9 protein-coding genes are annotated in these 13752 nt (G+C 67.8%); all 9 read right to left on the bottom strand.

The features are described 5' to 3' along the window. Positions 1–132: 132 nt before the first annotated feature. The 9 genes from CLM73_RS18795 to CLM73_RS18755 all read right to left on the bottom strand — a co-directional run bounded on the left by CLM73_RS18795 (position 133) and on the right by CLM73_RS18755 (position 13694). Positions 133–1893, bottom strand: coding sequence for an AMP-binding protein (locus tag CLM73_RS18795; RefSeq protein ID WP_105239723.1), 1761 nt, complete (start codon positions 1891–1893; stop codon positions 133–135). Between the two features lie 29 nt (positions 1894–1922). Next, positions 1923–2510 carry a chalcone isomerase family protein gene (locus CLM73_RS18790; protein ID WP_105239722.1) on the bottom strand — a complete coding sequence of 196 codons (588 nt, stop codon included), beginning with the start codon at positions 2508–2510 and terminating at the stop codon, positions 1923–1925. After that, complete coding sequence (locus CLM73_RS18785; RefSeq protein ID WP_105239721.1) at positions 2474–3019, bottom strand: DUF4442 domain-containing protein; 546 nt, start codon at positions 3017–3019, stop codon at positions 2474–2476. Before CLM73_RS18785 ends, CLM73_RS18790 begins: the two co-directional genes overlap by 37 nt. Before the next feature lie 16 nt (positions 3020–3035). Next, positions 3036–4235, bottom strand: a complete 1200-nt coding sequence (locus tag CLM73_RS18780) for an acetyl-CoA C-acyltransferase (RefSeq protein ID WP_105239720.1) — start codon at positions 4233–4235, stop codon at positions 3036–3038. Positions 4236–4251: 16 nt separating this feature from the next. Further along, the gene (locus CLM73_RS18775; RefSeq protein ID WP_105239719.1) at positions 4252–6642 is read right to left on the bottom strand and encodes a 3-hydroxyacyl-CoA dehydrogenase/enoyl-CoA hydratase family protein; all 2391 of its coding nucleotides are present in this window, start codon (positions 6640–6642) and stop codon (positions 4252–4254) included. 54 nt (positions 6643–6696) lie between these two features. Beyond that, positions 6697–8019: an OmpP1/FadL family transporter gene (locus CLM73_RS18770; RefSeq protein ID WP_199778169.1), complete on the bottom strand. Its 1323-nt coding sequence runs from the start codon at positions 8017–8019 to the stop codon at positions 6697–6699. Positions 8020–8082: 63 nt separating this feature from the next. After that, positions 8083–10044: a 3-hydroxyacyl-CoA dehydrogenase NAD-binding domain-containing protein gene (locus tag CLM73_RS18765; RefSeq protein WP_105239717.1), complete on the bottom strand. Its 1962-nt coding sequence runs from the start codon at positions 10042–10044 to the stop codon at positions 8083–8085. After that, positions 10041–11333 (bottom strand): acetyl-CoA C-acetyltransferase, encoded by a 1293-nt coding sequence (locus tag CLM73_RS18760; RefSeq protein ID WP_105239716.1) that lies wholly within the window; start codon positions 11331–11333, stop codon positions 10041–10043. Before CLM73_RS18760 ends, CLM73_RS18765 begins: the two co-directional genes overlap by 4 nt. A 12-nt stretch (positions 11334–11345) precedes the next feature. Continuing rightward, positions 11346–13694 carry an acyl-CoA dehydrogenase gene (locus tag CLM73_RS18755; protein WP_105239715.1) on the bottom strand — a complete coding sequence of 783 codons (2349 nt, stop codon included), beginning with the start codon at positions 13692–13694 and terminating at the stop codon, positions 11346–11348. Positions 13695–13752 lie beyond the last annotated feature (58 nt).

Here is a 13752-nt window from a genome sequence, read left to right as displayed (position 1 = left end):
GAATGTCCTGTCAATTCATGGAGTTGAAGCGAACGCCGGCCCAGGCTGGCGCCACGCGCCGCCATGACCGCTGTTGGCGGCGCGCGACAGTGTTTCGCCCGCGAAAACGGGGTACGGTCGGCGGTGCGCCGATCAGCGCTGGCCAGTCGTCGGGTTGACGGTGCTCGCGGTGCTGGCGGATGTGGCGGCAGATGTGGGCGCTGGTGCTGCACCTGGCGCGGCGGCAGGCGCCGGCGCGTCGGGACGCAGTTCGCGCCGCAAAATCTTGCCCACATTGGTGCGGGGCAGGTCGTCGCGGAACTCGATGTGGCGCGGCACCTTGTAGCCGGTAAGCTGGCTGCGGCAATGCGCGATCAGTGTTTCGGCATCCAGCGTGGGGTCCTTGCGGATCACGAACAGCTTGACCGCCTCGCCGGAGCGCTCGTCCGGCACGCCCACGGCGGCGACCTCGCGCACGCCGGGATGCAGGGCGGCCACGTCCTCGACTTCATTTGGGTACACGTTGAAGCCGGACACCAGGATCATGTCTTTCTTGCGATCGACCAGATACACGTAGCCAGTCTCGTCGACATAACCCACGTCGCCCGTGCGCAGAAAGCCGTCCGGGTACATGACAAGCGCCGTCTCGTCCGGCCGGTTCCAGTAGCCCCGCGTGACCTGCGGACCGCGCACGCAGATTTCGCCGGTTTCGCCGACGCGCAGTTCGCGGCCCGCGTCGTCGCGGATCGACAGGTCGGTGGACGGCACGGGCAATCCGATGGATCCGTTGAAGATCTTGGTGTCCAGCGGATTGATGGTGACGGCGGGCGATGTTTCGGTCAGGCCGTAGGCCTGGGCGATCGACACGCCGGTCGCCGCGCGCCAGCGGTCCGCCACCGACCGCTGCACTGCCATGCCGCCGCCCATGGTGAGCCGCAGGCGCGAAAAATCCAGGTGGGCGAAATCCGGGTGGTTGAGCAGCGCGTTAAAGAGCGTGTTGACGCCGGTAAAGGCCGAGATCGGCACCTTGCCCATTTCCTTGATCAGCCCGGGGATGTCGCGCGGATTGACGATCAGAAGGTTGCTTGCGCCCAGCTTCATGAAGGTCAGGCAGTTCGCCGTCAGCGCGAAGATGTGATACAGCGGCAGGGCCGTGACGATGCATTCCTCGCCGTCTTTCACCAGGGGTCTTACCCACGCGTAGGCCTGGCTCACGTTGGCGACCATGTTGCCGTGCGACAGCATGGCGGCCTTGGCCACGCCGGTCGTGCCGCCCGTGTACTGCAGGAACGCCAGGTCGGCAGGCGAGAGCTGCATGTCGGTGAATGGCAGGTCGCGCGCCGCACGCAGCGCATCGCCCAGCTTGTGCGAGCCGGGCATCGACCAGGCTGGCACCATGCGCTTGACGCGCCGGACCGCGAAATCCACCAGCCGCCCCTTGATCGGACCCAGCATTTCTCCGATGGAGGTGACCAGCACGTGCTCGACCTGCGTGCCGGGCAAGGCCTTCTGCAACGTGGCTGCGAAGTTGTCCGCGACCACGATGGCGCGCGCGCCGGCGTCGGCCAGTTGGTGTTCGAGTTCGCGCGCGGTGTAGAGCGGGTTGCAGTTGACCACGATGCAGCCGGCGCGCAGGGCGCCGAAAAGGCAGACGGGATACTGCAGCAGGTTGGGCATCATCAGCGCGACGCGGTCGCCGCGCGTGAGGCCGTGGGCGTGCAGCCATGCCGCGAAGCGGCGCGTCAGCGCGTCCAGTTCGGCGTACGTGATCGACTTGCCCATGCTGATGTAGGCCGTCTTGTCGGGAAAGCGCCGGAAGCTTTCCTCGATGATCGTCACCAGCGTTGTCTCGCCGTCAGTCTCGATCTCGGCGGGCACACCGTAGGGATAGCTCTTGTGCCAGATTCGTTCCATGTCTTGCGGTTCCGTTGGGGCGCAAGGCCCTAGTTGCCCAACAGGGCTTTCTTCAGGGAGGCCTGCGCGGGGCTGTCGCCCAGCCAGACGCGCAGCAATGCGCGGGCGAAGGCGGGATCGTCGATGCGGCCGCGCGGCTTGCCGTTGCTGGCGATCGCAACGCCGCGGGCATCGAAGTCCAGGTCGATGACATCGCCTTCGCGCGCGGCGCCGATGTCGGCCATCAGGCGCGACAGGCGTTCGGCGGGTTCCTTTAACGCGGCCAGCGCCTGCGAGGGCGTATTGTCGCGCAAACCGTCCTGCAGCGCGCCGTCCAGGCTCTTGCTGTCCACGTCGCGCAGCATTTGCAGACGGATTCGGCGCGGCTCGGTGCTGCCGATGATCGTGGCGGCATCGTGGGTCTTCGTGGTGACGTACAGCGCCGCCACGTAGACCTTGACGACGAAGCGGGTGCGCAGGCCGGCGCCATTCAGCGTCAGCATGTGGCCGCCTTCGGCAAGCTGTTCGGGCACGCGCACGCCGGCGACGTCGACGTCAGCGTGGGCCGGCGCGCCCGCCAGGCTGGCGGCAAGAATCAGGCTCAGGGCGGCGGCGCGCCCTCCGGGGTTGAAACGCATTTGTCACCTCCAGTGTTCTTCTGTTTGTAGAACTTCTTGTCTGCGATGTAGATCGTGCGTTCCACGACGGCGTACACGACGTCGTCCTTGTCCTTCAGTTCGACCGTGTAGGTGCGGGTCGTTTCGTGATGCGAGGCAAGCAGGCGCCGGATTTCCGCAATCTCGCCAGGGGGTAGCCGGAAGTCGACGTAGAGCGTGGTGTAGGCCGGTTTGCGGAAACGGATGGATGCCGCCTTGTCCCACACGACGTGATCGGCGCCCAGCGCCGACATCAGCATGGTCGGATGCGCGCCGTCTGTGACTGCGAACAGCGAGCCGCCGTACATCGACCCCACGATATTGCGCGTGCGGCGCAGCAGCGGCAGCTTGATGCGGATGTGCTGGAAATCCGGCGACACGTGCAACACACGGCCGCCGGTGGCGCGAAAGGCCGGATGCAGGTTGAAGCCCACCCGCATCAGCCGCGCGCGCCACTCGGGCGACAGGTTCTTGAACCAGTAGGGCTTCACGCTGTCCGCCGCCTGCCTACATGGCCTCGAACAGGCCGGCCGCGCCCATGCCGGTGCCGATGCACATCGTGACCAGCCCGTACTTGCCGCCGGTGCGGCGCAGTCCGTGCGTGATCGTGGCGGTGCGGATGGCGCCCGTCGCGCCCAGCGGGTGGCCCAACGCAATGGCGCCGCCCAGCGGGTTGATCTTGGCCGGATCCAGGTTCAATTCGCGGATGACGGCCAGCGACTGCGCCGCGAAGGCTTCGTTGAGCTCGATCCAGTCCAGCGCGTCCTGCTTGATGCCGGCCCGATCCAGCACCTTCGGAATCGCGGCGACCGGACCGATGCCCATGACCTCGGGCGGCACGCCAGCCACGGCAAAACCCGCAAAGCGCGCCAACGGGCTGAGGTTGAATTCGCGCAGAATGCGGTCGGACACCAGGATCACGGCCGCCGCACCATCGGACATCTGCGAGCTGTTGCCGGCCGTGACGCTGCCGCGCGTCGAAAACACCGGCTTCAAACGGGCCAGCGCTTCCAGGCTGCTGTCGGGACGCGGGCCTTCGTCGACCTCGACGAGACGGCGCGCCACGCGCACCGCGCCGCTGGAACCGTCCGGCAGATGCGTGACCACCTCATAAGGCGTGGTCTCGGCGCGGAAGTGGCCGGCAGCGATGGCCGCGCAGGCCTTCTGATGCGACGCCAGCGCAAAGGCATCCTGGTCTTCGCGCGACACCTTCCAGCGCTCGGCGACCTTTTCGCCGGTCAGGCCCATGCCGAAGGCCATGCCGATGTTTTCGTCGTGGGCGAAGATTTCCGGATTCATGGACACCTTGTTGCCCATGATCTGCGGCATGGCGCTCATCGATTCGGTGCCCGCGCCGATCATGATGTCGGCCTCGCCCATGCGGATGCGGGCGGCGGCATCCGCCACGGCCTGCAGCCCGGACGCGCAGAAGCGATTCACGGTAACGCCCGCCACACTTTGCGGCAGGCCGGCCAGCAGCAGGCTGATGCGGGCCACGTTCATGCCCTGTTCGGCCTCGGGCATGGCGCAGCCGGCGATCACGTCCTCGATGCGCGCCGCGTCCAGGCCCGGCACCTGCGCCAACGCGCCATTCAGCGCGGCGGCCAGCATATCGTCAGGGCGGGTGGTGATGTAGGCGCCGTTGCGCTTGCCCACCGGCAAGCGCGTCGCGGCGACGATGTAGGCGTCTTGGATTTGCGTGCTCATATCCGTTTCCTTTGGGCTAGTTCCGTAAGGGTTTGCCGGTTTCCAGGGTGTGGCGGATGCGGGCCTGGGTTTCCGGCGTGCGCAGCAGCGCCACGAATTCCTTGCGTTCCACGGCCAGCAGCCATTCCTCGTCGACCTTCGTGCCGGTCTCCACTTCGCCGCCGCACAGCGCGACCGCAGCACTTCGCGCCACGCGATAGTCATGCGCGCTGATCATGCCGCCTTCGCGCATATTGACCAGCACCATCTCGAAGTTGGCGATGCCATTGCGGCCGGCGACCGGCACGTTCTGCAACCGCGCTGGCGGGGTGTAGCCGGCCTGCGCGGCGGCGCGCGCCTGGCCGATCGCCACAAACAGCAGCTCGCCGGGATGGAACAGCACGATGTCGTGTTCGCGCGCAAAGCCGGCCTCGATGGCTTCCAGCCCGCTCTTGGCGACCTGGGCCATGGCAATGGTCTGGAAGACCGGTTGCAGGTAGGGGAAGACTTCGCCCGGCGTGGCCGTCTTGGCCGCCAGTGCGGCGGCGCGCGCGGCAAACTCCTTGCTGCCGCCGCCGGCCGGGATCAGGCCCACGCCGGCCTCGACCAGGCCGATGTAGCTTTCCAGCGCCAGCACGCGGTGCGAGGCGTGCATCAGGAATTCGCAGCCGCCGCCCAGCGCCATGCCCTGGACCGCGGCCACCGTCGGAACCTGCGCGTACTTGAACGACTGCGAGGCGCGCTGGAATTTTTCGACCGTGGCTTCCAGCATGTCCCATTGGCCCGCCGCGCAGGCTTCGACGACCTGCTGCAGGTTCGCGCCGACGGCGAAGGGCGCGTCGTGCCAGATGACCAGGCCATCGAATTCGCGCTCGGCCTTGGCCACCGCCTGCAGCACGCCTTCCAGCACTTCGGCGCCCAGCGTGTGGTTGCGCGACGTGACGGACAGGATGGCGATGCCCGCGTCGACCTGCGGCAGGTTCCACAGGCGCACGCCTTCGTTTTCCCAGACGGTGACGCCGCGGTCGTCGGGGGCTTCACCCACGACGCGTTCCGGGAACAGCTGGCGTGCGTACACCGGCAGCGTCGAGCGCGGATGCAGCTTGCCGGTGCGCGCCGAATACGAACCTTCCGGGGCGTGCACGCCCTGGCGGTTGGGCTCCAGCACCCAGGCGGGCAGGGGTGTGTTGCTCATGGCGCGGCCGGCGGCGATGTCCTCGGCCACGGCGGCGGCAATCGCCTGCCAGCCCGCGGCCTGCCAGGTTTCAAACGGGCCTTGCGACCAGCCGAAGCCCCAGCGCATGGCCAGGTCCAGATCGCGGGCGTTGTCGGCCACGTGCTCAAGCTGCACGGCGCTGTAGTGGAAGATGTCGCGGAACAGGCTCCACAGGAATTGCGCCTGCGGATGATCGCTGGCGCGCAGCGCCGCAAAGCGTTTGGCCGGATCGCGTTCCTTGAGCAGCGCCGCAACGTCGTCGGCCAGCTTGCCCGTGCCGGGCGCGTAATCCTGCTTTTTCAGATCCAGCACCTGGATCTCGCGGCCCTGCTTGCGGTAGACGCCGGCGCCGCTCTTCTGACCGAGCGCGCCCTTGGAGATCAGCGCCGACAGCCAGTCGGGCAGCGCGAAATACTTGTGCCACGGATCGTCGGGCAGGTTCTTTTCCATCGTGCCCACGACGTGGGCCAGCGTGTCCAGCCCGACCACGTCGGCAGTGCGGTACGTGGCGCTTTTGGGACGGCCGATCTTGGGGCCGGTCAGCGCGTCGACTTCGTCGAAGGCCAGACCCAGGCGTGCGGTGTGGTGCATGGCGGCCAGAATCGAGAACACGCCGATGCGGTTGGCCACGAAGTTCGGGGTGTCCAGCGCGCGGATCACGCCCTTGCCCAGGGCGGACGTCAGCCAGGTTTCCAGCTGGTCCAGCACGGCCGGCTGCGTGTGCGACGTGGCGATGATTTCCACCAGGCGCATGTAGCGCGGCGGATTGAAGAAATGGATGCCGCAGAAACGGTCGCGCAGCCCGGCGGGCAGCGCGTTTGCCAGCGCGTCGATGGACAGGCCGGACGTGTTGGAGGCGACGATGGCGCCGGGCGCCACATGCGCGGCAATACGCTCGTACAGCGCCGTCTTCCAGTCCATGCGCTCGGCGATGGCTTCGATGATGAGGTCGCAGCCTTGCAGGCGCTCCAGGTCGTCATCGTAGTTGGCGGGCGTGATCAGGGCGAGGCGCGATGCGCCGGCGAGCGGCGCGGGTTCCAGTTTCTTGAGACCGGCCAGCGCTTTCTTGACGATGCCGTTGCGGTCGCCTTCGCGGGCGGCCAGGTCGAATAGCGTGACCGGCACGCCGGCATTGGCCAGGTGGGCGGCGATCTGCGCGCCCATGACGCCGGCACCCAGCACGGCGACGTGTTTGACGACGAACTTGCTCAAGGGAGTCTCCTGAAAAAGCGGGCGGACGGCGCACGGCCGTCCGCCCGTTCACGGCTAGAAGCGGGACGAGAGCTGCAGGCCGAAGATGTGGCCGCTGCTGTCGTAGGTGCCCGCCACGCGGCCCTTGGTGGCCTGGCTGCCGGACGTGGTGTCGATGTCCGTCTTGCGCAGGTACAGGTAGGTGTAGCCGACGTCGATCGTGGTGGACTTGGTGGCGGCCCACTGCACACCGGTTGAGAACCAGTAGCGGTCGTTGTCGGGCAGGGACGTGGGACGGTCGGCGGCATCGTGCACCGGCGATTGGTCGAAGGCCAGGCCGAACTTCCACTTCCAGGCGGGGGCGAACTTGTAGTTGGTGCCCACGGCGACGCGCCAGGTGTCGCGGAAGTTGAGCGGCAGCACATCGTCGCGCGCGCCCGGGCCCGAGTTCTTGATCTTCAGCTGGGGGATGCTGCTCCAGCCCGTCCACGACACGTCGCCCAGCAGTTCCCACTTTTCGTTGAGCTGGTGCGTGGCGCTCAGGATCAGCGTGTCGGGCAGGTCGACGTTGGCCTTGGCGTCAAACGACACGGACTGGCCGGTCGGGCCGATGTTGTCGATGTCGGTGTCGCCCTTGGCCGAGTGCTTGATCTTCGAGCGGTACGACAGGCCGATGCGGGTGTCTTCGGTGGGTTGCAGCATGAAGCCGACGTTCCAGCCCCACGCGTCGCCCTTCAGGTTCAGGTCCGCGTCGCCATTCGTGGCGAGCGGCAGGCCGGCGATGGGCACCACGGTCTTTTTCTTGTAGTTCGCATCGATGTGCTGCCAGTTCACGCCAAAGCCCATCGAGAACTTCTCGTTGACCTTGTAGGCGATGGACGGGTTGACGTTGATGGTCTTGATGTCGAACTTGTTCGAGTGGTACTGGCCGACCCAGCCGTCGTCGTATTCGGTCATCAGGCCGAAGGGAGCGCCGATGCCCAGCCCGATGTACCACTGCTCGTTCAGTTGCCAGGAGGCATAGATGTTGGGCACGACGCCCAGGTGGCCCGCGTCCCCGCCATTGCCGCCGGTGGGAACCGAACCGTTCAAGCCTGATCCGGGGATGCCGGGCACGCTGGGGTTGCGGCTGTTGCCGTTGTCCGAAAACTTGAACGACGGTTTGATCAGGTTTACCCCGCCGGAGAAATTGAGCCCTGGCAGATAGGTCAAGCCTGCCGGGTTGAAATACATGATGCTGGCATTCTCCGGATTTGCCGCCGAGCCGGCATACGCGTTGCCCAGGCCGCTGGCGTTCTGCTCCAAGAGCTGAAAGCCGGCAGCGTAGGACGTTGCGGATGCGCCCATGCCGACCAGGATGGCCGACAGGGTGCTCAGGGACAATGAACGTCTGCGCATGGTACTGACTCCTCGAGTTGAATGTGTGTCTCTCTCTACCACTGCCGGCCTGTTACTGCCGGTCTATTCGGCGCGAGCCGCCGTACTGCGGTGCTGCTGGGTGCTGCCGTCTTCGTAATGCAATGGGCCGCCCGTGAAAGGCGCAAAGCCCGTTCCAAAAATCACGCCGGCGTCGGCCAGGTCGGCGTCGGCCACGATGCCGCCCGCCACGCGTTGCCGCGTGGCGTCGATGAGCGGCTGAATCAGTTTCTGCGCCAGGCCGGCCGGTGCGGCGGCGGGGTCGCGCCGCTTGACCGGCTTGCCGTCGCGCCAGGTGTAAAAGCCCTTGCCGCTCTTCTTGCCCAGTTCGTTGCGCGCCAGGCGGTCGGCCAGGCAGCGCGGCGGTTCCGCGCCGCCGGCAAGCTGCGCGCCCGCGTCGCGCGCGATGTCCAGGCCCACGGTGTCCGCCAGTTCCAGCGGCCCCATCGGCATGCCGAAGGCCACCATGGCGGCGTCCACCGTTTCTGGCGCGACGCCGTCGTCCACGCTGCGCATGGCTTGCAGCATGTAGGGCGCCAGCACCGCGTTGACCAGAAAGCCGGGCGCGCTCTTGACCGGCAGCGCCAGCTTGTCGATCTGGCCGACGAAGGCGCAGGCGCGGTCCGCGATGGCGGGCTCGCCGCCGTCCGCGTGCACGACTTCCACCAGCGGCATCTTGGCCACGGGGTTGAAAAAGTGAATGCCCACCAGACGTTCCGGTCGGGCCAGGCCCTCGCGCAGCGTTTCCAGCGACAGGCTGGACGTGTTGGTGGCCAGCAGCGCATCGGGCTTCATGCGCGGCTCCAGCGACTGGTACAGCGCGCGCTTGGCCTCGGGCTGCTCGCTGATGGCTTCGATGACGACGTCCGCCAGCGGTACACCCAAGCCCGCTGGATCAGGAACCAGCCGGTCGAACGCGGCGCGCGCCAGGCGCGGATCCTTCAGGCGGCGCGCGTAGAGCTCGGCGGCGCGCTTGATGGCCGGCGCGATGCGGGACATCTCCTGGTCCTGCAACGTGACCGTCATGCCTTTGAGCGCGCACCAGGCCGCGATGTCGCCGCCCATCACGCCCGCGCCCACCACATGCACGTGGCGCGCTGGCGCGACGCCCGGCTGCTTGCCATTGGCCTTCAGGCGCTCTTGCAGGCGGAACACGCGCAACAGGTTGCGCGTGGTGCCGGACGAAATGATGCGGTCGATGAGGTCGGGCGCCTTCAGCGCATTGCCGCCGTGCTTTTCCCAGATTTCCACGATGGCGGGCGCGGCCGGGTAGTGGCCGAGCGGATCCTTGGCGGCAATCTGCTTGCGGGCGCGGTTGGCGACGATGGCCTTGAACGGCCAGCGGTTCAGCAGTCCGCCCAGGCCACGAGCGCGCCGGGCGGGCTTGCGCGACAGCACGGTCTGGCGCGCCGCGGCGAGCAGCAGCCGCGGCGGCACGCGCGCGTCGACCAGCCCCAGCGAGGCCGCGCGGCGCGCATCGGCGCCGCGGCCGGTCAGCATCATGTCCAGCGCGGCGGGCGCGCCGATCACCTGCGGCAGGCGCAGCATGCCGCCCCAGCCGGGAAAGATGCCAAGCATGACTTCGGGCAGCGCCAACGAGGCGCCGGGCTGGTCGGCCACCAGGCGGTAGCGGCAGGCCAGCGCCAATTCAAGACCGCCACCCAGGCAATGGCCCTGGATCAGCGCCAGCGTCGGATAGCGCACGCCGGCCAGGCGGTTCATGAGGTTCCAGCCGCGCGACACCAGCCCGCGCGCCTGCTCGGGCGTGTCCAGCGTCGCGAATTCGTTGACGTCGGCGCCCACGATGAAGCCCGTGGCCTTGCCGGATTGGATGATGAGGCCCGCGGGCGGCTGGGCGTCCAGCGCGTCCAGCACCACGGAGAGTTCGGCCAGGGTGTCGGCCGACAGCGCGTTGACCGCGCTGCCTGCTCGGTCGAAGGTCAGCCAGGCGACGCCGTCGGGGTCGCGGTCCAGGCGCCAGTGGGAAAGCGTATCCAGTGTCGTCATGGGCGGTCCTCGTCCAGGGTTTCGACCAGCATCGCGCCGCCTTGGCCGCCGCCGATGCAGATGGCCGCCATGCCGCGCCGGGCGCCGCGGCGCTTGAGCGCGTGCAGCAGATGCAGCACGATGCGGGCGCCCGATGCGCCCACCGGGTGGCCGATGGCGATGGCGCCGCCGTCGACGTTGAGCCGCTCGGCGTCCAGTTCGCCCCAGGCGGGCGTGCCGAAATTCTGCTGGCAGTAGGCCTCGTCGCGCCACGCGGCCAGGCAGCCTAGCACCTGCGCCGCAAAAGCCTCGTTGATCTCCCACAAGTCCAGGTCATTCAAGCCCAGACCGTGGCGTTGCAGGATGGGCGTGGCGGCATGCACGGGGCCCAGCCCCATGATCGCGGGATCCAGCCCGGCCCATTGCGTATCGATGATGCGGCCCAGCGGGCGCAGGTTCCATTTTTGAACGGCCTCTTCCGAGGCCAGCACCAGCATCGCGGCGCCGTCGGTCACCTGCGAGCTGTTGCCCGCGGTGACGTTGCCCCACGGTTTGTCGAACACGGGCTTGAGCTTGGCCAGCTTGTCCGGCGTGGAGTCGTCGCGCACGCCGTCGTCGTGCGGATGCAGCTTGCCCTGCGTGTCGATGAGCGGCGTGATCTCGGGCATGCCCACCGCGCGCGCAGCGAGCGCGCGCTGGTGGCTGCGCGCCGCGTAGGCGTCCATGGCGGCGCGGTCGATGTGAAAGAGCGTGGCGATGTTTTCGGCGGTCTGACCCATCGACAGGCCCACGACCGGGTCGGTCAGGCCCTTGAGCAATCCGATGACCGGCGCCAGGTTCTTCGGCCTGAAACCGCCCAGCGCCTTGAGCTTGGCGCCCAGGCCGCGCGCGGCATACCAGCGCGACAGCCAACGCACCATGCCGTCCGAAAACAGCACTGGCGCGCGGGACAGCGCATCGGTGCCGCCGGCCAGCACCAGGTGCGAACGGCCGTTCTGGATGTTGGCAATGGCGGAATCCAGCGCCTGCATGCCTGATGCGCAGTTGCGCATGACGGTCCAGCCGGGCACCCGATCGCCGCAGGCCAGCCGCAGCGCGATCACGCGGCCGATGTTGACTTCTTCGGGCGACGGCGCGGCGCAGCCGACGATGACTTCGTCCAGGTCCGTGGGGGCGTAGGGCTGGCGCAGCAGCAGGGCGCGGCCGGCCTGTACCGCCAGATCCCCGGCGGAGAAGGGGCCCGGGCCCGTGCGGGCCTTCAGGAAAGGCGTGCGTGAACCGTCGACGACGTAAACCGGTTTGAATGCCATCCGCTTCCTCCCTCAGGCGACCTTGCGTTCGGCCGTGGGCCGGTCTGCGTCGGCGGCGCCGAGGTCAAAGGGGAAATCATCCACTTTGACCACGGTGTCGCGCAAGCGGTTGCGGCGCTTGACGACCGCATACTCTTCGGCGGTGATGGCGCCGATGGTGACTGCGGCGTCGGCGATGTCGCGTACGTTGGCTTGCGGATTGCCGTCCAGCACGCCGCGTTTTTCGATCTCGCGGATCTTGGCCTCGATGGGCTCGGCTTCCAGCGCGGCGGCCAGCGCCTGCTCGATGGCGCCCACGGGTTCGTCCGCGGTGTCGGGCAGATGGCAGCCGGCCGTCAGGCGGTCGCGCGTCGCGCTGGGGCTGATCAGCAGCCGGGCCACGTCCTGGCCAAGCTGGTCGGACGGCGGGATCTGGCTGTGACCCCATGGGAACACGATGCGGCGGATGATCCACGCGACCGCGCGATTCGGGAAGTTGTCCAGCACGCCGTCAAAGGCTTCCTGCAACTTGCACAGCGCGTCCTGGATCGACCAGTGCGCCAGCGGCGCGTCGGCCTTTTGGCGGCCTTCGTCCTCGAAGCGCTTGAGCGTGGCGCTGATCAGGTACATCTGCGACAGCACATCGCCCAGCCGCGCCGACAGGCGCTCGCGGCGCTTCAGGCTGCCGCCCAGCACCAGCATCGAGGTGTCGGCCAGCAGTGCAAAGGCGGCCGAGTAGCGGCCCAGCAGCTGGTAGTAGCGCTTCATGTCCGGTGCCACGTCGGCGTTGACGGCCACAAAGCGGGCGCCCGTCAGCGATGTGCCCAGCGCCCGCAGCGCGTTGCGCACCACGAAGCCCGCATGGCCCCAGAACGCGGCATCGAAATCATCCAGTCCCTCTTTGCGGTCCGGCGATTGCGCGGCCTGCATCTCCGCCAGCACGAACGGATGGCAACGGATCGCGCCCTGGCCGAAGATGATGAGGCTGCGCGTCAGGATGTTGGCGCCTTCCACGGTGATGCCGATGGGGATCTGCTGGTAGGCGCGGCCCAGGAAGTTGGACGGTCCCAGGCAGATGCCCTTGCCGCCGATCACGTCCATGCCGTCGTTGACGACCTGGCGCGCGCGTTCGGTGACGTGGTACTTCACGATGGCCGACACGACCGAGGGCTTTTCCCCCAGGTCCACCGCGCCCGCCGTCATGGTGCGCGCGGCGTCCATCATGTAGGTGTTTCCGCCGATGCGGGCCAGTGCCTCTTCGACGCCTTCGAACTTGCCGACCGGCATGCGGAACTGGCTGCGCACGCGCGCATAGCCGCCCACCGCACGCGCCGTGAGCTTGGACATGCCGGTGTTGGACGAGGGCAGCGAGATCGAGCGGCCCGCGGCCAGGCATTCCATCAGCATGCGCCAGCCTTGGCCGGCCATGGCGGGGCCGCCGATGATGAAGTCCAGCGGCATGAAGACGTCGTTGCCGCGCGTCGGACCGTTCATGAACATGGCGTTCAGCGGGAAGTGGCGGCGGCCGGTGTCCACGCCGGGGTGGTCGTGCGGCACGAGCGCGCAGGTGATGCCCAGATCCTTCTTGCCGCCCAGCAGGCCGTCCGGGTCATACAGGCGGAACGCCAGGCCCAGCAGCGTGCACACGGGCGCCAGCGTGATGTAGCGCTTGTCCCACGTGACGCGCATGCCGATCACCTCGCGGCCCTGCCATTCTCCCTTGCAGACGATGCCGCTGTCGGGGATGGCGGCCGCGTCCGAGCCCGCCCAGGGGCTGGTCAGCGCAAAGGCCGGCACTTCTTCGCCGCGCGCCAGGCGCGGCAGGTAATGGTTCTTCTGTTCCTCGGTGCCGTAATGCAGCAGCAGTTCGGCGGGCCCGAGCGAATTCGGCACCATGACCGACACGGCCAGCGCGGAAGACCGCGTGGACAGCTTGGTCACGATTTCGGAATGGGCATAGGCGGAAAACGCGAGGCCGCCATATTGCTTGGGAATGATCATGCCGAGGAATCCCTCGGACTTCAGGTAGTTCCAGACGTCCGCGGGCAGGTCGAAACGCTCTTGGGTGACGCTCCAGTCATTGACCATGCGGCACGCGGTTTCGGCCTGGTTGTCCAGGAATCGCTGCTCTTCGTCGGTCAGGCGAGGCCGCGGATAGGCCAGCAGGCGGCTCCAGTCGGGGCGGCCGCGAAAGAGCTCGCCTTCCCACCAGACCGTGCCGGCCTCGAGCGCATCGCGCTCGGTGTCCGACATCTGCGGCAGCACCTTGCGATACAGGTTGAAGATCGGCGCGGACAGCAGCGCCCGCCGGATGGGGCGCACGCCCAGCAACACGGCGGCCAGGAGCGCAATGACAACCAGCGCGACGATGACTGCGTACATTTTCTTGTCTCCTCGTTGTTCTTCAGTGCCTGGCGGTGACCGAAGGCGGCTCGCCGGC

The sequence above is a fragment of the Achromobacter spanius genome, assembly GCF_002966795.1.
Lineage (GTDB): Bacteria > Pseudomonadota > Gammaproteobacteria > Burkholderiales > Burkholderiaceae_B > Achromobacter > Achromobacter spanius_D.
Note: the sequence above shows the minus strand (reverse complement) of the source record. Positions and strands in the feature narration are given on the sequence as shown.